The sequence below is a fragment of the Uliginosibacterium silvisoli genome (genome assembly GCF_036017035.1).
Taxonomy (GTDB): Bacteria; Pseudomonadota; Gammaproteobacteria; order Burkholderiales; family Rhodocyclaceae; genus Viridibacterium; species Viridibacterium silvisoli.
The window spans coordinates 448,008-468,403 of the sequence record NZ_JAYXHS010000002.1 but is presented as its reverse complement, the minus strand read 5'-3'; the positions used below and the strand labels follow the sequence as shown (position 1 = coordinate 468,403).

Genomic DNA, 20,396 nt, shown 5'->3' with positions numbered 1-20,396 from the left:
ATCACTGACGTCTGTCTTGGACTACATATTGTCGCGCAAATATCGTCGCCGAAATTAGATGCAAGCGAGCTTACATCCCACTTACGCAGCAACGACTGTGCAACGCAGCATCCCAGCCGTGACGGGGCTCACGGGCACGTCGATGCGACAGTCGCCATTGCCGGCAACCCCTGTGCCAGACCCGCAGGCAACCTGTTACGATCAGGCCCATGCGGCCACGATGGCCGTCGCAGCGGACCCCCAGTACGACATGCACAGCCAACAGGACATCGTCGCCGAAATCCCCCGCCTGCGTCGCTATGCGCGCGCGCTGACGGGCGACACTTCACGCGCCGAAGACCTCGTGCAGGACACGCTGGAACGCGCACTGTCACGCTGGATCCTGTGGCGACCGGGCAATCTGCGCGCCTGGCTGTTCACGATCATGCACAATATTTTCGTCAATCAGCTGCGCGGCGCGGCGCCGCTGGACTATCGCCCCGACGAGCTCGTGCCCGAGCTGCCCGTGCGGGCCGAGCAGGAAGACGGCCTCGGCCTGCGCGATCTCGACAAGGCGCTGCAGCAACTCTCTGTCGACCAGCGAGAAACCCTGCTGCTGGTGACGCTGGAAGAGCTTTCCTACGACGAAGCCGCAAAGGTGCTCGACGTTCCCGTCGGCACCATCATGTCGCGCCTGTTCCGCGCTCGCGAGCGCCTGCGCCTGTCCCTGCAGGGGCAAGCCGGCCTCACCCACCTCAAGGTGGTCAAGTGAGGAGCGCCCGATGAACATGCGTGACAAGAACAAACACGAAGCACCCGTCTCGAAGATGGACGAGGTCTTGCTGCGCTATGTCGATGATCGGCTCGATGTCGACGACCGCGTGGCGGCCGAGACCTGGCTACGCGAGCATCCGGACCAGCAACAGCGCATACAGGCCTGGCGCGAGCAGGACGACGCCTTGCAACGCCATTTCAATCCGATCAGCCACGCCGCCGTGCCAGAGCGCCTGCTGCGCGCGTCCAGACGCGCCTCGCAACGCTCGCCACTACGCAACGCTGCGGCCTTTGCCTGGCTGACTGTCGGCCTGATCGTAGGTTGGGTCATTGGCCATCGCACACCGGCAACGCCCGAAGCACCGGTCGCCTCGCTGTCGCACATCGCCGCGCTGGCACATGCCACCTACGTGCCGGAGAAGCGCCATGCAGTTGAAGTGCTGGCCGCGGAGGAAGCGCATCTGGTGACCTGGCTTTCAAAGCGCCTCGACCGGCAGCTCAAGGTACCGCAGCTCAATGACATGGGCTACGCCCTGGTCGGCGGCCGCATGTTGCCGAGCGAGACCGGGCCGGTCGCGCAGTTCATGTTCCAGAACGAAGACGGCAAGCGCCTCACGCTACATGTGCGCACAAGCAAGGGCGATGTCGGCGAGACCTCCTTCCAGTACTCGCAGGAAGGCAAGGTCAGCGTGTTCTACTGGCTCGACGACCAGACCAGCTATGCCCTCTCCGGCGAGATCGAGCGCGAAAAGCTGCTCGCCATCGCCCGCGAAACTTACCGGCAACTCGACGGCAACTAGTCGGCAACTCATCGCCAAACAGGCTGCCCCGATGTCGAACCTTGTCGGCGCAAGCAGGTCACACACATTGCATGCGCCACGCCATCCCGAGGAAGTAGAACGATGCTGATCCGCAAACCCTCCGATATCGTCCCGTCCGAAATCACGCCGCGCGAACTTTACGAAGGCCGCCGCGAATTCCTGGGCACAGCCGGCAAGCTTGCCCTGGCTGGCGCAGGGCTTGTACTACCCGGCGCAGCGTATTCGGCCAACAAGCTGGCGACCGTACCCGGTCCCTACAAGCTTGACGACAAGCTCACGCCACTCAAGGACGTAACGCATTACAACAACTTCTACGAGTTCGGCCTCGACAAGGAAGAGCCCGCAGAAACATCGGGCAAGTTCAAGACCCGCCCCTGGACCGTCGCCGTCGAGGGCTTGTGCGCCAAGCCACAAACCATCGCCATCGAAGACCTTCTCAAGATCGCGCCACTCGAGGAACGCATCTATCGCATGCGCTGCGTCGAAGGCTGGTCGATGGTCATTCCCTGGGTCGGCTTTCCACTAGCGACGCTGCTCAAGCGTGTCGAACCGCTCGGCAGCGCAAAGTTCGTGGAGTTCGTTTCGGCCTACGACAAGAGCATGCCGCTCTATGGCAAGGCCGTGCTCGACTGGCCCTACACCGAAGGCCTGCGCCTCGACGAAGCACAACACCCGCTGACCCTGATGGCAGTCGGTCTCTACGGCGAAGAACTGCTCAACCAGAACGGCGCACCGATCCGCCTCGTCGTGCCATGGAAATATGGCTTCAAGGGAGCCAAGTCCATCGTCAAGGTCCGCCTCGTCGACAAGATGCCGGGCACGGCCTGGAACAAGGCTGCAGCCAACGAGTATGGCTTCTACTCCAACGTCAATCCCGACGTCGATCACCCCCGCTGGAGCCAGGCCACGGAGCGCCGCATCGGTGAATTGCTCAAACGCAAGACGCTGATGTTCAACGGCTATAACGAAGTCGCCTCGCTGTATGCAGGCATGGACCTGAAGAAGAACTTCTAGATCCCGGCAATCCACACAACACGACTTTGCTCATGTGGACCGCATTCACCAAGAAGTTCGTCATCCTGGCGAAGGCCGGGATGATGGCTCGTTTGCACGACAGGGCACGCACCATTGAAATCCCTGCCTGACCGACTGCGGCGTTTTCGCAACCCCTCGCCGCGCATCATCAGCCTGATCAAGGTTGTCGTCTTCCTGCTCTGCCTGCTACCCGTCGGGCATATGGCGTGGGGCATCTACACGGACAATCTCGGTGCCAATCCGGTCGAATACATCACGCGCGGCACCGGCGACTGGGTACTGCGCTTCCTTTTGATCACACTCGCGATCACGCCGCTGCGCAAGCTCACGGGCCTGCCCTGGCTGGTACGTCTGCGCCGCATGCTCGGGCTGTTTGCTTTCTTCTACGTGGTGCTGCACCTGATCACCTACCTGTGGCTCGATCAGTCCTTCGACTGGCAGGCCATCGTGAAGGACATCGTCAAGCGGCCTTTCATCACCGTCGGCTTCGCTGCCTTCGTACTGATGACGCCACTGGCTGTCACTTCCACCAATGCCATGATCCGTCGCCTTGGCGGCAAGCGCTGGCAGGCGCTGCATCGCGCCATCTACGCCATAGGAGTTCTGGGCGTCGTGCACTACTGGTGGCTGGTCAAGCGCGACATCAGCGAACCGTTGATGTATGCGGCAATTCTGGCGGTGCTGCTGGGCTTGCGGGTGTGGTGGAAATGGCAGGAAAAGCGCGGAATACGCAGAAGCGTCGTCAGCTAGAAATTTCCGTCATCACGGCCTTCGCCGGGGTGACGAAATCCCGATCGTTCTGGAACCTGCTTCACAAGCACCAGGTTCTGGCGCGACTCACGCATCCGGATGCAGTCAAAATAGCGACATCTGCGGTCCATCCCGTGGTGGCTTGAACGCTTGCGTATTGAGTTCACGCCGTACCTGATTGAGCCCCAGTTTTTCCAGCGCCAGCCGCGCGCGCTTCGCATACATTTCGGCAAAGATGCCCTCGCCCGTCATGCGCGTACCGAAGCTGCTGTCGTAGTCCTTGCCACCACGCATCTGGCGAATGATGCTCATGACATGGCTGGCCCGGCCAGGGTAATGGGTCTGCAGCCAGGCCGGAAACATATCCGACAGCTCGTGCGGCAAGCGCAGCAGTGTGTAGTGCGCTGACTCGCCGCCGCAGTCTTTCACGGCAGAGAAGACGGCTTCCATTTCATGATCATTGAGCGCGGGAATCAGCGGCGCGAACAAGGCGCCGACTGGCACGCCTGCCGTGTGCAATGCGCGCATCGCCTCCAGCCGACGCAGCGGCGTGGCCGCGCGCGGCTCCATGCGCCGCGCCAGCTCCCGATCCAGCGTGGTCACGCTGAACATGACCTTCACCAGGTTGTCGCGCGCCATATCGGCGAGCAGATCTATATCGCGTTCAATCAGGGAATTCTTGGTAACGATGGCGACTGGATGGCGACACTCTGCCAACACTTCGAGCAGGCCACGCGTGAGACGTAACTTGCGCTCGATGGGCTGCCAGCCATCCGTGTTGATGCCCAGCGCGATGGGGCTGCAACGATGGGACTTCTTGGCAAGCTCATTGCGCAGAATCGCCACGGCATCCGGCTTGTAGGCGATCTTCGTCTCGAAATCGAGACCCGGCGAAAAACCCAGGTAGCTGTGCGTCGGCCTCGCGAAGCAATAGATGCAGCCATGCTCGCAGCCGCGGTACGGATTGATGGAGAGGGAAAAGGAAATGTCCGGCGAGTCGTTGCGTGTGATGACACTCTTCGCGGTGTCTATGATCAGCTCGGTCGGTAACGTCCTGTCTTCTTCCTCTTCGTTCGGTCGCGCCCAACCATCGTCAAACGCTTCGCGCCGCTGCGATTCGAAACGGCCGTCCGGGCGCTGCGTCGCGCCACGCCCGCGAAACAGCAGTGGCCGCACGACTGTCACCGGCTCTTCGTGCGCACACTCATCGCTTGCGGCCTCGCTGCGCGGAGAGGTTTGATTGTCTGTCTGCTGAGTTTTCACGACGGCCTGCGTGCTGGAGGAGTGCCGGAAGTGAGCAACAAGCCACCATCCGAAAAGCTGTAAATATATACAGCACTCTAACTCAGCAAGGCCATGGCAAACAAGCTATCGGCGCACGCGGTGATCATTCGCCGTCCCAATAGACCTCACGCCTGTAATGCTCATGCAGCCGCATTTCGTAGTCGCGTGAAAGCGTCAGGTCCGGGTCGTATTCCGGGCTGGCTTCAATGGCGGCCTTGTCCAGACCCAGCGACGCGGTGTGGTCCGCCCACTCGACTTTGGTGATCCATTGCGGACGCACGACGACCTTCCGGCCCACCCACCACTTCGCTGTATCCACTACCGCATAGCGGATCGCCCAGGCTTCGTCGTCGAGCAGGAATTCTTCGAGGTGGCCGACCTGCTCGTCACCCGCACGCACGTGGTAGCCCGTCACTTCGTCGGCGCTACGCAGATGGTGGTCGCCTTCAAAGCGGTGCTTGTCGCGTAGTGCAAGCTCAGCTGCAACGACGGACGAACCCGCCATGTCATCGGCGAGTATGGGATAAGGCCCCCACAGGAAACCGCCGCCCCAATAGGTCGGATAACCGTAATAAGCGTAGAACTCGGCCTCTTGCTGACGCGATACGGGCTGATCGGTATCGATGTCGGGGCTGTCCTTGACCTGTTGCTGGCTAAGCGCAACGTAGATCGTCTCTTCATCCCAGTCGACGCTGTGAATCGCACGCGGCGAGATGAGCACCTTGCGATTGGACAACCAGCCACCGGTGTCCACGACGAGGTAGCGAACACCCCAGGACACGTCGTCGAAATAGACGTCTTTCACTTTGCCGATGTCGCCATCCGTGGCGCCGAGTGTCATGCCATGCAGTTTCTTCAAGCGATGCAACATCTTTGAGCCTCCGCGACTGTCCCGCCGGTCTTGTTACCGGCAATGACGGTCAGGTCGCAGAATGCATGCCCAAGCTCATGGCAAGGCTTATGGCAAGGATTGACAGATGGCGGCGGGAAGAATTGCGTTGGGGGAATCGCTCTCAGTTCGTCACGCCAGCACGCTTGAGCTGCTCCGCCATCTGCACGGCGAGCTGTGCCAATGCGCGGCTCCAAGCGGCCACGACCGCTTCGGGCGTAGTGCCTTGCATGGGCTCACGCTGGCTGATGCGCCAACTACGACGTTGCCCATCCGATTCGCGCCTGAGTGTGTACACCAGTTCGATGCTGACGGCATCTCCCGGCATGGCCTCGAAGCTCTGCACATCCAGCAGGATGTGCCAGGCAGCGCTGGCCGCGGCCTGCTGTGGATAGGCCGCCACCTGCGCCGCAGGTATCAGGCTGGCGAGGTTTGCCGCCAGCACGCGCGGAATCTCGCGCTTCGGCGTATCAACCCAACGGTCCTCCTCCAGCACGTCGAGCTTGGTGGCAGAGCGCCGCACCACCAGTTGTGGCCGGTCAATCGCTTCGGCCACCGTTGCCGGTCCGACAGCAATGCTCACCGCAGGGCTGGCCTGCCCGGCAGGTTGCGGCGGCGAGCTGAGCGCGTAGTAGCGTACGTTCGGTGAGGCGCAAGCGCCCAGCAACAGGCAGACCCCCAGTGTCGCGACACGCACGCACTGGCGAATGCGCAGGCCATCACGGGTTGTCGTCACGATCCTCATGGTTTGTCCTCTGGCGTCCTGCCGCGAATCAGCGCTTCAGGATGTCGGTCGAGATAATCAGTCAATGTGCGCAGCGACTGTGCCGAACGTCCGACCTCACGCAAGGTGTCACGCATTTCAACCTGCAGCGGAGAGTCCTGCTGCAGCAAGCGCTCGGCACGTGACACCGTCTCGCGTGCCTCCTGCACTGCCCGTTTGAACTCGGGCGCAACTTCCTGATTGAGCGTGCGCATCAGGCCGTCGGCATTCTTGAGCGTGGCATCGAGCGAGCGAATGGCCGTGTGCAAGTCCTTGCCGATCTCGTCGAACGGGATCTTGTCGAGCTTGCGCGCGATATTGGCGAGGCTGGCCTCCAGCTCGTTCAGGCTGCCATCCACGGTGGGAATTTCCTGCAAATCACCAGCAACCTCGACCGGCGTGCTTTTCTCACCCTTGCGACGCAATTTGCCCGGCGCCTGGGGAGCCACGCCTGGCGCGTTGGGGAAGAAGTCGAGCGCGACATAAAGTTGCCCGGTCAGCAGGTTGGCCGTGCGCAACTGGCCGCGCATACCCCCTTCGATCATGCCACGCACGATCTCGGGGCTGGCCGAGCCCGGCGCAGGCAAGGTCTTGCTGTACTTGCGCAAGCGCTCCGGATACACCTTGATGTCGACCGGAACGTCAGCCCTGTGCGTGCGTTCGTCGTAATGGATGCCGATGGCCGACACCTCGCCGAACAGCAGCCCGCGAAACTCGACGGGCGCCCCTACGGTCAAGCCGTGCACGGATTGGTGAAACACCAGACGGTAGTACTCGATCGTGGTGTCGTGATCGCTCATGGCCACAGCTTCGCTGTCATACAGCGGGAACTGCCAACCCGGTGCAGCAGGTGCCGCCTTCGGCTGCCCGGCGGGCGCACCGAATGCCAGCCCGCCCAATACCAGCGTGGCGAGCGACTCGGTATTGAAGCGCAAGCCATTGGCATCGACCGTGAAGTCGAGGCCACTGGTCGCCCAGAAGCGTGAATTGGTGGTCACGAATTCGTCGTATGGCGCGCGCACGAAAATACTCACCGTGGTCGCATTGCCATCCTTGTCGAGGTCATAGGCAACGACCTGGCCAACAGGCAGTTTGCGGAAGTACACCGGCGAGCCATAGTCGAGGGAGCCCAACGTGGCCGCGTGCAGCGTGAAGCGTTTGCCGGGCGCACCTTCGGTCAGGATGGGCGGCACTTCAAGGCCAACGAACTCACTGCGGGAGCTGGTGGATTTGCCTGCGTCAACACCGATGTAAGCACCGGAAAGCAAAGTTCCCAGGCCGCTCACACTGCCCGCCGCTATGCGCGGCTTGACCACCCAGAAACGCGTGTCCTCAACGGCGAAATCACGCGCCTGTTTGTTCAGCGCCGCCGTCACGATGACCGATTTGGTGTCTGCGGAAATCTCGACCTTCCTGACCTCGCCAACATCCACATCCTTATACTTGATGCGCGTCTTGTTGGCCTCGATCCCCTCTCCGCTCTGGAAGACGATCGTCACTGTAGGTCCCTGGCCGGTGAAGGCCTGTATCGCCAGCCAGATGCCGACCAGAATTGCGACGCCAGGCACCAGCCATACCAATGGCAGTTGCCAGCGGCGCCGGGGGACGGCCTTCGCAGCGGGTAAATCCTCGGGCAGATCCTGATCTGCGGGCTCCGGGGTGTCAGGCATTGTTCTTCTCTTCCCTGGTTTTCAATCGGGCCGTTCCTTGCGCTTCGTCGTCGTGCGCTGCGTCCCACAAGAGGCGTGGATCAAACGCCTGCGCTGCCAGCATGGTCAGCACCACCACCCCGCCGAACGCCAGCGCTCCGCTGCCCGCATGCACCGACATGAATGCATCGAACCGCACCACGGTCGCCAGCAGGGTGACCACATATACATCCAGCATCGACCATTTGCCAACCATTTCGACCAGCCGATACAGACGTGACAGCTGCCGCAGATTCCCCAGCGGATGGCGCTGCACGCTGAAAAGCAAAACCACCAGTGCAAGAAGCTTGCCCAAGGGCACGACCATGCTCGCGATGAAGACGATGAGCGCCAGATCCCATGAGCCGGAGTTCCACAGCACGATGATGCCGCTCAGGATCGTATTCGACTGTGTGTCGCCGAACGAGGTGGTGATCATGATGGGCAGGACGTTCGCCGGTACATACAGCACCATTGCGGCGATAAGGAATGCCCAGCAGCGTGACAGGCTGTTTGGCTTGCGCAAATGCACGGAGGAGCCGCAACGCGGGCACTGGGCACGCGCCTCAATACCCAGACGCACGATCTGGCCGCAGGCATGGCAGCCCGTCAGGCCCGATCGGGCAGCCGATCCGGCAGGAAAATGCGCCGCGAGGGCAGCAGGGCTATCGGCTGCGTGCTTCATGGCGTCACCTGTGCAACGCCGCCATCCGCAGTCTCCTGTGCATGTCGATTCCGCATGGCCCGTTCATGATGAGACCAGATCACGTCACCCTGCAGGCTCGAACTCAGCAAGGTCAATAACAGCATGGTGGCACCATAGGCCCACAAGCCGATCCCCGCCGAGGCGGTTGCCATATGACCCAGCTTGACCAGCGACACCACCACGCCAAGCATCAGTACCTCGACCATGGCCCAACTGGATACGGCCATCAACACGCGGAACAGCGGTGCGAAGCCCGGTGCACGAAAACCGAAGCGCAGCGGTAGCAGCAGCCACAGCAGCAGCCCCGTCAGAAGAGCGGGCGCCAGTACGGCAGTGACCAGCACCAGCAGCCCGACCACCGTCTCCCCCTGCGCATGCAGCTGCCAGATGGAGGCCAGCATGGTGGCGTCCATGCGCTGCGCCTGGAACTCCAATGTCATGACGGGGAAGATATTGCCGAGAAGGAAACTGACCACCGCCGTCAGCGCCAGCGCCACCGGTCGGTCGAGACCGTGCGCTACCCAGCGCAGCAAGGCGGCGTCACAGCGCTGGCAGTGCAGGCTACCACCGCGCGGCACGGCCTCCGCATGCTGCAACAGATCGCATTCGTGACAGACAATCGTGCGCAGCCGCGCGGGCACATCGCCACTGTTTTTATCTCGTTCGCCTCGATCCACGCATCACTCCCCACGACGAAATTCATTGAAGCACGACATCACCACGGGCACCAAGCTCTGCACGGGCGAACAGCGCGCCGCCGCAGCGACCATGCGCATTCCATGCAGCCAGCAGGGGCATTCGAGAGCGGGGAGAAGCGACGCTTTCGGCTAGAATCGAGCTGATTCGCGGCCATGCCTCCCCCGCTCTCCCTTTCCATCCGCACTTCACCCACACCATTACTTCGATTGCGCTTTGCAGGAATCAATAATGCCCACCACCCAGACACAGACCCACATCGACGATGTACGCATCCGGGAAATCAAGGAACTCGCCTCGCCCGCACAGGTGATGGAAGAGTTTCCTGCCAGCCAGCACACCGCCGATGTGACCTTTGCCGCCCGCAGCGCCATCCACCGCATCCTGCACGGCGCGGATGACCGCCTGCTCGTCGTCATCGGGCCCTGCTCGATCCATGACACGGCCGCCGCCATGGAGTACGCCCACAAGCTCAAGGAGCAGGCCGATCGCCTGCAACATGACCTGCTCGTCGTGATGCGTGTGTATTTCGAGAAGCCCCGCACCACGGTCGGCTGGAAAGGCCTGATCAACGACCCTTACATGGACGACAGCTTCCAGATCAACGAAGGTCTGCGTCTGGCGCGCAAGCTGCTGCGCGACATCAACGAATTGGGCCTGCCTGCCGGCACCGAGTTCCTCGACATGATCACGCCGCAATACATCGGCGACCTGATCGCCTGGGGCGCCATCGGTGCGCGCACGACGGAAAGCCAGGTGCACCGCCAGCTCGCATCCGGCCTGTCCTGCCCGGTCGGCTTCAAGAACGGCACCGAAGGCGACGTACGCATCGCCATCGACGCCATCAAGGCCGCCCAGGCGCCGCACCACTTCCTGTCGGTGACCAAGGCTGGCCATTCGGCCATCGTGTCCACCGCCGGCAATGAGGACTGCCACATCATCCTGCGCGGCGGCAAGGAGCCCAACTACGACGCAGCCAGCATCGACGACGCCTGCCGCAAGCTTGCAGCAGCCGGCGTGCCTGCCAAGCTGGTGGTCGACTTCTCCCACGGCAACAGCCGCAAGCAGTACGCGCTGCAGATCGAGGTCGGCAAGGACATCGCCGGGCAACTCGCCGCGGGCGAAGAACGCATCATGGGCATCATGTGCGAATCGCATCTCGTCGAAGGCCGTCAGGATCTGCTGCCGGGCAAGCCGCTCGAGTATGGCAAAAGCATCACCGACGCCTGTATCGGCTGGGACGCAACGGTCGGCCTGCTCGACATGCTGGCCGAAGGCGTACGCCAGCGCCGCGCCCGGGTTGCTGCCAGCGAGTAAGCGCATCCGCAACAAGCAATGAAACAACAAGGCCCGCTCATGCGGGCCTTGTCATATGGACGAAATCTTTGATGCCCCTTTTGAGGCCCGCGCGCGGCAAGTGCGACGAAACGTCAGCGGTGAAACATTTCTCCCGAATTGACGGACTTGCCTAAAATCAAACAATCCGTCTGGACGGATTCCCCTGCTGCACCGCAAAAGTCTAACATCACGACAGATCTGATCGCGCCGGCAAGGCGCCCCCCAGCCAACTCATCCGTGAAGACGCACATGCAAACATTCTTCGTTGCCCCTACCCGCCAGGACGTCGGCCTGACATCGATTTCTCTCGGCGTCATCCGCGCCCTGCAACGCGAAGGCCTGCGCGTGGGTTTCTGCAAACCGATTGCACAGGATGATTCGAAGACCGAGCTGTCGGCGCATTTCGTGCGGACGATCTGCAATATCGAAAGCCCGCCAGCCCTGGCGCCGTCGCGCGTCGTCGCCAAGATCGCCGCGGGCGGTACCGACGAGTTGCTCGAAGAAATCGTCAGCCTGTGCATGAGCGCCGCGCATGATGCCGACGTGCTGGTCGTCGAAGGCCTGCATACGGACAAGAGCAACAGCTTCCCCTCGCACCTGAACGTCGACATCGTGCGCAGCATGCATGCGGAGATGATTCTGGTCACCAGCGCCGAGGGCGACACCGCCATTGCCGAAGTGCTGCTCACGGCAGGCCAGTTCCGCAATGAGGGATGCAGCGTCGCCGGGGTGATCATCAACAAGGCCCCCACCGACTTCAAGGCCGGCGCCGCGCAGACTGCGCTGGGCGATTTGCCGCTGTGGGGCGTGGTGCGCTTCGACCCGGCACTGCTGGCACCGCGCACGCTGGACATGGCGCGCCACCTCGAAGCCGAGATTGTTGTAGCGGGCGAAATCGCGCAACGGCGCGTGCTCGACATCGTCGTCGCCGGCCGCTCGGCCCCGGAGGTGGTGAATCGCCTCAAGCCCGGCGCTCTCATCATCAGCTCAGGCGATCGCGAAGACATCATGCTGGCAACCGCTCTGGCGGCCAGTGGTGGCATCCAGCTCGCCGCCCTTGTGCTCACCCATTCCAGCGTCATCGACCCGCGCATCCGCAAGCTTGCCGAGCATGCCTTCGGCAGCGGCCTGCCCATCCTGCGCACACCGCGCGACAGTTTCGGCACGGCCAGCGTGATCAGCCGCTTCCCGACCGCGGTGCCGGAAGACGACACCGCGCGCATGGAAGCCGTGCTCGATTCGATTGCCGAACAACTCAATACCCAGGCCCTGATGACAGGTGTGCGCGTGCCGGCGTCCACCCATATGTCGCCGCCAGCCTTCCGCTATCGCCTGATCCAGCAAGCACGCGCGGCAAAGAAGCGCATCGTGCTGCCGGAAGGCGACGAGCCGCGCACGATTCGCGCCGCCATCATCTGTGAAGAAAAGGGCATTGCCGATTGCGTGCTGCTGGGCAAACGCGAAGTGATCGAGAGCGTCGCTGCAGCGCAGGGCGTTACCCTGCCGGAGACGCTGGAGATCGTCGATCCCGACACGGTGCGCGCGGACTACGTGGATGCCATGGTCGAGCTGCGCAAGAGCAAGGGCCTCACGCCGGGTCAGGCACTCGAGCAACTGGTCGATACCGTCGTGCTCGGCACCATGATGCTGGCCACCGGCAAGGTGGACGGCCTCGTGTCAGGCGCCGTGCACACCACGGCCAACACCGTGCGCCCTGCCCTGCAACTGATCAAGACAGCACCGGGCTCGTCCATCGTGTCGTCGGTATTCTTCATGCTGATGCCCGACCAGGTGCTGGTGTATGGCGACTGTGCGATCAACCCGAACCCCACCGCCGAGCAACTGGCGGACATCGCCATCCAGAGCGCTGACAGCGCACGAGCATTCGGCATCGACCCCAAGGTGGCAATGATCAGCTACAGCACCGGCGTGTCGGGTGCCGGTGAGGATGTCGAACGCGTGCGCGACGCCAAGGACATCGCTCTCGGCAAACGCGCCGACCTCGTCATCGACGGTCCGCTGCAATACGATGCGGCATCGGTCAAGGAAGTCGGCAAGAGCAAGGCACCGAACAGTGCTGTCGCCGGTCAGGCAACCGTCTTCGTCTTCCCCGACCTCAACACGGGTAACACCACCTACAAGGCAGTGCAACGCAGTGCCAACGTGGTGAGCGTCGGCCCCATGTTGCAGGGCCTGCGCAAGCCGGTGAATGACCTGTCGCGCGGCGCGCTGGTGGACGACATCGTGTTCACGATTGCGCTGACGGCGATCCAGGCGAAGATGGACGACACGGAGAAAAAAACGAAATAAGTAGCAGGCTCAAACCGTTTCCGCGCTGGTATCGTAATGGTCAATCGAATCAGCGCGGAGAGATGAGTTTCATGAGCGTGACCCGTATCAGCAACTTCGAAGCCCGTGCCGGCATGGCGGAAAAGTTGCATGCTTTCCTCAAAACCATCGTGCCGCTGGTGGAAAAAATGGCGGGCTGCCAGTCCTGCGAATTGCTGCGAAACCAGCAGAACCCCAGCGCCTTTGTTGTCGTCGAAAAGTGGAACTCGGTGGAAGAACACCGTGCCTCACTGAAGAACATACCGCCCGAATTGCTGAGCGAGGCCATGTTGCTGCTCGCCGGCCCGCCGACCGGCGCCTACTATGAGCCGCTACTTGCTGCGCAGTTTGCGAGGAGAGCCTAGCCCGGCACTGGCTTAAGCAGCGTCAGCTCATCACCTTGCCTTCCTCCTGCGCCACAGGGTGCGCAGCAGCCACACGCAGGGAACGGCTATGAGCAACCATGGCAACACTGCGGCAATGAAGGTGATCACACCGCCGATGCTGCTCATCAGTACGCGCCCGGCCTGATGCCATGCAGATACGACTGGCGCGAAGAAGCTTTGCTCGGCGATGGAAGGCCGCGCCTGGAACTGGATGTTCACCGCGACCTTCTCCGTCTGGTTCGCCAGCGCCTTGCGCAGACCGCGCATGCGGTCGAGCTTTGATTGCGTCTCGGCCAGCTCGCGTTCCACTTCCAGCACATCCTTGATACCGCCGGGCCGGCTCGCCAGCATGGCGCGCAAGCGGTCGCGCAACTCTGTCAGATTCGCGATGCGCGCTTCCGCATCCACCACCTCCCCTGTCTTGTCCTCCGCCTGGCGCTGGTGCTGGATCACCTTGCCGCCATTGTCCAGCCCGCCAAGGAAACCATTCAGCGCCTCCGGAGGAATACGCGCCGACAGGTTGGCCGATGGCGGTGCGTACGCATCGCCATGGGACAAGCTTGAACTCAGCACCTCGCACCCGGCAGCCTCGCAGCGCCGTATCGTGTCCTCGAAAACCCTCTGCAACACTGCGCTCTCCGTCTCGACCGTCAGCTGATGACTGAGCGCGATGAAGCGCTGCGCCGGAGCCTGCGCGAGCTTGCTCATGCCGCCTCCCGCGGCATCCCGAGACGCCATCGCAGGCGCCGGTGACGCTGCCGGTGCGGCTTCCGCCGCAGCGTTGGCAGGCATCGTGGAAACGTCCTCCCTGGCGCTACAGGCACACAGCAACATCACTACCGCCATGGCCAGACTTCTCGATACAGATTTCATGCAGGTCTCCGATAGGTCGGGCGCTTGTAGCAACCCGGATTGAATTCAATCATCGCGGCGCACGTCACGACTGCGCCGTCACACGTAAACGAACCAGCAGCCATGACGGGGTTAAACGGCCAGAAAAAATCCGCGGCCTCATCTGCATCGGTGGCACCTTGATGCAGCAGACTTCGCACTATCCAGCCTTCACTTGCGAAAACACTGGCGCCGCCATGGTGCATCGCAATACCCTTGCAACACCTTTCAGGCCTTAATCCGGTGCTTCGAGGCAGGACTCCCGCCCCGATTGGTGCATGCGCCGAGCGCACGCATCTTGCTTTAAGGCTAAAGCCATACATTTCCAGCGGAGAATCACGTGTCGATCCACGTCAAACTGACCCACGTCACCCACTACCGCTATGACCGCATGGTGGGCCTGAGCCCACACATCGTGCGTCTGCGTCCAGCTCCACACTGCCGTACGCCCATCCTTGCATACTCACAGCGCATCACTCCGGGGGAGCATTTCCTCAACTGGCAGCAAGACCCGCAGAGCAATTACATGGCGCGACTCGTCTTCCCCGAGAAGACACGCGAGCTGAAGGTCGAGATCGACCTCGTTGCAGAACTGTCTGTCATCAATCCATTCGACTTCTTCCTCGAGCCCTCTGCCGAGAAATTCCCGTTCCAGTACGAACCGGAACTCAAGCACGATCTGATGCCTTATCTGGCAAAGCTGCCCGCGACGCCGCGCTTCGCCAAATGCCTGAGCGGCATCAATGTGACGGCGACACCGACGGTCGACTTTCTTGTCTCCATCATCCAGCAGCTGCAGAACAACATCAGCTACCTGATCCGCATGGAGCCCGGTGTGCAGACGCCGGAGGAGACGCTGACCAAGCTCTCCGGCTCATGCCGCGATTCAAGCTGGTTGCTCGTACAACTGCTGCGGCATCTCGGCCTTGCCGCACGCTTCGTCTCTGGCTACCTGATCCAGCTCACGCCGGACGTGAAATCCCTCGACGGCCCGAGCGGCACCGAAGTCGACTTCACCGACCTGCATGCATGGTGCGAGGTCTATCTGCCGGGCGCGGGTTGGGTCGGCCTGGACCCGACCTCCGGGCTGTTTGCCGGCGAAGGCCACATCCCCCTTGCATGCACGCCGGAGCCCTCTTCTGCTGCACCAGTATTCGGCTTCAGCGACGAGGCCGAGTGCGAGTTCGAGCACATCATGAAAGTCGAACGCGTGTGGGAAGCCCCACGCGTCACCAAGCCTTACACGCCCGAGCAATGGGCTGCCATCGAAGCGCTCGGCCACACCATCGACGCCGATCTGGACAACAACGACGTGCGTCTCACGATGGGTGGCGAGCCGACCTTCGTGTCGGTCGACGATCGCGACGGTGACGAGTGGAACACCGCGGCGGATTCGCCGCCCGAGAAGAACACCAAGCGCCTGCTTGGCGCAGAGCTGCTGCATCGCCTCAAACCCAAGTACGCCCCGCAAGGCCTGCTGCACTATGGCCAGGGCAAGTGGTATCCGGGCGAGCAGCTGCCGCGCTGGTCGCTGACCTGCTTCTGGCGCAAGGACGGCGAACCCGTCTGGCATAACCCGGAAATGATCGCGGATGAGCACAAGGATTACGGTGCCGACCCGGCACTGTCCGCGCGCTTTCTCGCCGAGATTGCGGACACCCTCGGGGTAGATGCCAAGTACGTGTTCCCGGCCTTCGAGGACACCTGGTACTACCTGTGGCGCGAGCGCAAGCTCCCCACCAACGTCGACCCCTTCGATGCAAAGCTTGACGACGAAATGGAGCGGAAGCGTCTGCGCAAGATTTTCGAGCAGGGGCTGGACAAGACCGTTGGCCACATCCTGCCCATCGCACCCGCGCTGAACCGCATGACAGGTGCCCCGCGCTGGACCTCCGGCCCATGGTTTCTGCGCGCCGAGCGCTGCTACCTCGTGCCGGGCGATTCGCCCATGGGCTACCGCCTGCCGCTCGACTCCATGCCCTGGGTGAGCAAGGGTGAGTATCCCTATATCCACGCCATCGATCAGAGCGCGCCGCAAGCGCCGCTGCCACTCTACGCTGTCATTCGCCAACAGTTCCAGGTGCCCGGCGCGGTCGAGACAGATCGCCTGAAAGCCGACGCAGCAGCCGCAGCCAGCGCCGCCATCGCCGCGCTGGATGGCACTGCCCCTGCGCTCAACAGCAAGGCGACCACTTCGCTCTCGACCTTCGACCGCGTGCCGGCACCCAACGAGTCCGCATCGTGGATTACGCGCACCGCCATGTGCGTGGAAGCACGCAAGGGTCGCTTGTACATCTTCATGCCGCCGATGCAGCAACTCGAGGATTACCTCGAGCTTGTCGCTGCAGTGGAGTCTGTCGCGGAACGTCTTGGTGCCCCGGTCATCATCGAGGGCTACGAGCCACCGCGCGACACGCGCCTGGAGAGCTTCCGCATCACGCCCGACCCTGGCGTGCTGGAAGTCAACGTCCTGCCATCCTCGTCATGGGAGCAAATGGTCGATCGCACCAAGCACCTCTACGAACAGGCTCACCTCACACGACTGACGTCCGAGAAATTCATGCTTGATGGGCGCCACACCGGCACCGGCGGCGGCAATCACTTTGTTCTGGGCGGCGCCACCGTCAACGACTCTCCCTTCTTGCGTCGTCCGGACTTGCTGCGCAGCCTGATCTCGTACTGGCACAACCACCCGTCACTGTCCTACCTGTTCTCCGGCCTGTTTGTCGGCCCGACCTCGCAGGCGCCGCGCATCGATGAGGCGCGCAACGACTCCGTGTATGAGATGGAGATTGCCTTCCAGCAGATTCCTGCGCCGGGCAACTACAGCCCGCCGTGGCTGATCGACCGCATCCTGCGCAATCTGCTGATCGACTCCAGCGGCAATACCCATCGCAGCGAGTTCTGCATCGACAAGCTGTTCTCGCCTGACGGCCCGACCGGTCGCCTTGGCCTGCTCGAATTGCGCGCCTTCGAAATGCCGCCGCATGCGGAGATGAGCCTCGCGCAGCAACTGCTACTGCGCGGCCTGATCGCACGCTTCTGGCAGAAGCCGTATGCGCCGGAACGCCTGACACGCTGGAACACGGAGCTGCATGACCGCTTCATGCTGCCCTATTTCATCGACAAGGACTTCAACGACGTCATGACCGAGTTGCAGGAATTCGGCTACGACTTCAAGGCAGAGTGGTTCGCGCCACACCTCGAATTCCGCTTCCCCAAGTACGGCAGCTTTTCTTCGCAAGGCGCGAAGATCGAGCTGCGCATGGCCCTCGAGCCCTGGCACGTCATGGGTGAAGAAGGTTCCTCAGGCGGCACCGTGCGCTATGTCGACGCCTCGGTCGAGCGCTTGCAGGTGCATGTCAGTGGCCTGGCATCCAACCGCTATGTGCTCACTTGCAACGGTCGTTCGGTACCGCTGGCGGGCACGGGAAATATCGGAGAGTTCGTCGGCGCAGTACGCTACAAGGCGTGGGCGCCACCGTCGGCCCTGCACCCTACCATCGGCATGCATAGCCCGCTGGTGTTCGATCTCGTCGACACATGGATGGACCGCTCGATGGGCGGCTGCACCTATTACGTTGCTCACCCGGGGGGTCGGAATTTCGAGACATACCCGATCAATGCGTACGAGGCAGAAGGGCGTCGACTCGCAAGGTATGCCGCGATGGGCCACACGCCGGGCAAGATCACGGCGAGCAAGGAAGCGCTCAATCCGAACTTCCCGTTCACGCTGGATTTGCGCAGGTAGGCTGCATTCGCCACAAAAGAAAATGCCCGCTTGCGCGGGCATTTTCTTTTCAATCAGACATCAACATCTATGCAGCAACGCGTTTGCGACGACGTGACATCGCGACGCCTGCAACGCCCAGACCTGCCAATGCGAGAGTAGCCGGCTCAGGTACCGCTGCCGTGCCGTAGGAAACGTTGTCGAAGGCCGTGAAGGAATTGTTCGTCGTGATGGACAGGCTGGTGAATGCAGTATCGCTCGTAATACCGAAGAAGCCATACGAGGAAGATGGCGAGGTGAGCGCAAAGCTCAGCCCGTTGCTCAGCGTAATGCTCAGATTCACGGCATTGTCATAGAACGCACCGAAGTCGAAACTCAGCGCGTTGATAGCTGAGCCAAACGACATTCCGTGGGTGGAGCCCTCCATGTCAAGGTAACCGCTTGAATGGTAGGCAGCGTCGTAACTGATTCCGTAGACGGAATAGATAGTGCCATTCGTCGTGAAGTGGATGCCCGAGCTGTCATACGATGAACCGCGATAAGCCTGGTCACTCCCCGCATTGAAGTCAGCGGTCGTCACGGCAGAAGTGTTCGCAAGCCATGCAGCCCGGCTCGTGTAAACGATGGGCGTCGCGTGCGCGATGCCGACCATGAAGAGGCCAAAAATTGCGCTCGCTGCGAGTTTCTTTATTTTCATTATTCTTCCCTGAGGTTGGGTTGGTTGGGGGGCACGCAGATACACGCGTGATGCCTGAATGCTAACAAGGACCAAGCCTGGCCATGTCCCGGAACATGCGCGCCGCAGGAACTTTGTCACGCGGCGCGAATCTCGAACCTCAGGCTTCCGCCTTCGGCGGGCGACATGACGAATCCCCCGGGACTTGCCCCCACCCGCACGACCCGCGCCCCGGAAGATCCATTGATGACTCTCGTCAGATACAGGAGGCTGATGCTGCATGGCTGCGCGTCTCCCACCGCGAAACCTGAACACATCAACCTGGCTCATAGTCATAACGGCATCAGGAGGTACGTAGAGATGATCCGGATTGCCAGCGTGCTGGTGGCACTCGCGGGAATGCTGACCGGATGCAGCCTGCATGGTCTGCGCGAGCAACTTGCGGAGCCCCTGAAGCTGGCCGTGCTCGGTGGCCGCGTCGTCCCGTCGCAGCCTCTGCCACGGAATACGCCACTACGTGTCGCAGCAGTAAGTAGTGACACGGCAGCGCCTGTGCTTGCACACGACGTGCTGCTAAGAGAGGCAGGCGAGTTCGAACTATTCCTTCCCGCGGGCCGCTATCAACTCCTCGCTTTCGCGGATCTGAACAACGACGGACGCGCCACTCCCGATGAGCCCGCCGCGCGCCAGGAGGGCCTCACATTGAGCGTGGGCGAATGGCGTATGGATCTGGTGCTGCGCCTGGAAGATGCGCCTCCCGAGGAGCACCCGGCAGTCAGCACGCTTCACGCCAGACAAGACACGCTGGCCGGCGCACATGCCGTGCTCGAAGACCCGCGCTACGGTCACGACTACGCACTCGCCATGGGCTACTGGAACGGCGCGGCATTCCTGCGCGAGATGGGCAGCAATGTGCATGCGCTGCAGGTCTTCGACCCGGCACGCATCCCGGTACTGTTCGTTTATGGCGCGCGCGGAGATCCGCAGGACTGGCGTTACCTGATCGATCAGCTGGATCGCAAACGCTTCCAGCCCTGGTTCTACTACTACCCATCCGGGGTGCCGGCACGCATCACGGCGCCGTTGCTGGCGCGCAAGCTGGCCAGCCTGCAGCGTCAATACGATTTCGACCGACTGTACGTGGTGGCACACAGCGCAGGAGGACTGCTGGTTCGACACATGCTTGTAGAGTCAGCACCCATGCCATGGCTCACACGCTTCATCTCGATTGCAACGCCTTGGGGCGGCGAACCGATTTCCGCCTTCGGCCTGCGTCATTCGCCGGTCATCGTACCCGCGTGGGAAGACCTCGTGCCGGACGGGAAATTCATCGCGGAGCTCTATGAAAAACCACTACCACCGCACGTTGAACACAGCCTGCTCTACGGACAACGCAGCGGCTGGCCTCTCTTCCTGGATGACAGTGATGGCTCGATCCCGCTCAGCAGCCTGCGCGACAGGCGCGCACTATCTGGAGCGCAACGCGTAGAAGCCTTCGACGAGACGCATCGCAGCATCCTCGTCAGCGCATCAGTGGCAACGCGGCTCAACACCTTGCTACAAGCCCCATGAGCGGGACATTCGTGCTGCAGGCTCAGACGGGCGCGTACGAGAGGCGAAAAAAATCGCTGCCCCGGAAACCGGATGCAGCGACTTCTTGGG

General features: G+C 62.0%; 18 protein-coding genes. 10 read left to right on the top strand and 8 right to left on the bottom strand.

The genetic code is table 11. From position 1 onward, the window contains the following. Positions 1-97: 97 nt before the first annotated feature. The 4 genes from VVD49_RS11770 to VVD49_RS11755 all read left to right on the top strand — a co-directional run bounded on the left by VVD49_RS11770 (position 98) and on the right by VVD49_RS11755 (position 3,359). A complete protein-coding gene (locus VVD49_RS11770; RefSeq protein WP_327599371.1) occupies positions 98-751 on the top strand; it encodes a sigma-70 family RNA polymerase sigma factor in 654 nt (217 codons plus the stop codon). A gap of 10 nt (positions 752-761) precedes the next feature. Continuing rightward, positions 762-1,553 (top strand): anti-sigma factor family protein, encoded by a 792-nt coding sequence (locus VVD49_RS11765; RefSeq protein ID WP_327599370.1) that lies wholly within the window; start codon positions 762-764, stop codon positions 1,551-1,553. Between the two features lie 102 nt (positions 1,554-1,655). Further along, positions 1,656-2,588, top strand: a complete 933-nt coding sequence (msrP, locus tag VVD49_RS11760) for a protein-methionine-sulfoxide reductase catalytic subunit MsrP (protein ID WP_327599369.1) — start codon at positions 1,656-1,658, stop codon at positions 2,586-2,588. Positions 2,589-2,711: 123 nt separating this feature from the next. Further along, a complete protein-coding gene (locus tag VVD49_RS11755) occupies positions 2,712-3,359 on the top strand; it encodes a protein-methionine-sulfoxide reductase heme-binding subunit MsrQ (protein ID WP_327599971.1) in 648 nt (215 codons plus the stop codon). A gap of 105 nt (positions 3,360-3,464) precedes the next feature. On the opposite strand, the gene VVD49_RS11750 is transcribed toward VVD49_RS11755, so the two are convergent. The 6 genes from VVD49_RS11750 to VVD49_RS11725 all read right to left on the bottom strand — a co-directional run bounded on the left by VVD49_RS11750 (position 3,465) and on the right by VVD49_RS11725 (position 9,366). Beyond that, complete coding sequence (locus tag VVD49_RS11750; RefSeq protein ID WP_327599368.1) at positions 3,465-4,622, bottom strand: PA0069 family radical SAM protein; 1,158 nt, start codon at positions 4,620-4,622, stop codon at positions 3,465-3,467. 124 nt (positions 4,623-4,746) lie between these two features. Beyond that, positions 4,747-5,514: a PRC-barrel domain-containing protein gene (locus VVD49_RS11745; protein ID WP_327599367.1), complete on the bottom strand. Its 768-nt coding sequence runs from the start codon at positions 5,512-5,514 to the stop codon at positions 4,747-4,749. 142 nt (positions 5,515-5,656) lie between these two features. Then, positions 5,657-6,268 (bottom strand): PqiC family protein, encoded by a 612-nt coding sequence (locus VVD49_RS11740; RefSeq protein WP_327599366.1) that lies wholly within the window; start codon positions 6,266-6,268, stop codon positions 5,657-5,659. 5 nt (positions 6,269-6,273) lie between these two features. Beyond that, on the bottom strand, positions 6,274-7,965 hold the full coding sequence (locus VVD49_RS11735; protein ID WP_327599365.1) for a PqiB family protein: 1,692 nt from the start codon (positions 7,963-7,965) through the stop codon (positions 6,274-6,276). Continuing rightward, complete coding sequence (locus tag VVD49_RS11730) at positions 7,958-8,668, bottom strand: paraquat-inducible protein A (RefSeq protein WP_327599364.1); 711 nt, start codon at positions 8,666-8,668, stop codon at positions 7,958-7,960. Before VVD49_RS11730 ends, VVD49_RS11735 begins: the two co-directional genes overlap by 8 nt. Beyond that, the gene (locus tag VVD49_RS11725) at positions 8,665-9,366 is read right to left on the bottom strand and encodes a paraquat-inducible protein A (protein WP_327599363.1); all 702 of its coding nucleotides are present in this window, start codon (positions 9,364-9,366) and stop codon (positions 8,665-8,667) included. The genes VVD49_RS11730 and VVD49_RS11725 overlap by 4 nt, the downstream gene beginning before the upstream one ends. 250 nt (positions 9,367-9,616) lie before the next feature. Between VVD49_RS11725 and aroG the strand changes: the two genes are divergently transcribed. The 3 genes from aroG to VVD49_RS11710 all read left to right on the top strand — a co-directional run bounded on the left by aroG (position 9,617) and on the right by VVD49_RS11710 (position 13,416). Further along, on the top strand, positions 9,617-10,702 hold the full coding sequence (gene aroG / locus VVD49_RS11720) for a 3-deoxy-7-phosphoheptulonate synthase AroG (protein ID WP_327599362.1): 1,086 nt from the start codon (positions 9,617-9,619) through the stop codon (positions 10,700-10,702). Positions 10,703-10,972: 270 nt separating this feature from the next. Continuing rightward, entirely contained in the window at positions 10,973-13,033 is a 2,061-nt protein-coding gene (pta, locus tag VVD49_RS11715) for a phosphate acetyltransferase (protein ID WP_327599361.1), read from the top strand. Between the two features lie 71 nt (positions 13,034-13,104). Next, positions 13,105-13,416: a putative quinol monooxygenase gene (locus VVD49_RS11710; protein ID WP_327599360.1), complete on the top strand. Its 312-nt coding sequence runs from the start codon at positions 13,105-13,107 to the stop codon at positions 13,414-13,416. Positions 13,417-13,446: 30 nt separating this feature from the next. Here the strand turns inward: VVD49_RS11710 and VVD49_RS11705 are convergent, their stop codons facing one another. After that, complete coding sequence (locus VVD49_RS11705; RefSeq protein ID WP_327599359.1) at positions 13,447-14,145, bottom strand: DUF4349 domain-containing protein; 699 nt, start codon at positions 14,143-14,145, stop codon at positions 13,447-13,449. Between VVD49_RS11705 and VVD49_RS11700 the strand changes: the two genes are divergently transcribed. Both VVD49_RS11700 and VVD49_RS11695 read left to right on the top strand, forming a co-directional pair. Further along, positions 14,144-14,353: a hypothetical protein gene (locus VVD49_RS11700; protein WP_327599358.1), complete on the top strand. Its 210-nt coding sequence runs from the start codon at positions 14,144-14,146 to the stop codon at positions 14,351-14,353. The genes VVD49_RS11705 and VVD49_RS11700 overlap by 2 nt on opposite strands. A 315-nt stretch (positions 14,354-14,668) precedes the next feature. Further along, positions 14,669-18,079, top strand: coding sequence for a transglutaminase family protein (locus VVD49_RS11695; protein WP_327599357.1), 3,411 nt, complete (start codon positions 14,669-14,671; stop codon positions 18,077-18,079). A 67-nt stretch (positions 18,080-18,146) separates the two neighbouring features. On the opposite strand, the gene VVD49_RS11690 is transcribed toward VVD49_RS11695, so the two are convergent. Next, positions 18,147-18,755, bottom strand: a complete 609-nt coding sequence (locus VVD49_RS11690; RefSeq protein WP_327599356.1) for a PEP-CTERM sorting domain-containing protein — start codon at positions 18,753-18,755, stop codon at positions 18,147-18,149. A 339-nt stretch (positions 18,756-19,094) separates the two neighbouring features. On the opposite strand from VVD49_RS11690, the gene VVD49_RS11685 reads away from it, so the two are divergent. Then, positions 19,095-20,306 (top strand): hypothetical protein, encoded by a 1,212-nt coding sequence (locus VVD49_RS11685; RefSeq protein WP_327599355.1) that lies wholly within the window; start codon positions 19,095-19,097, stop codon positions 20,304-20,306. The last annotated feature ends 90 nt before the right edge of the window (positions 20,307-20,396 follow it).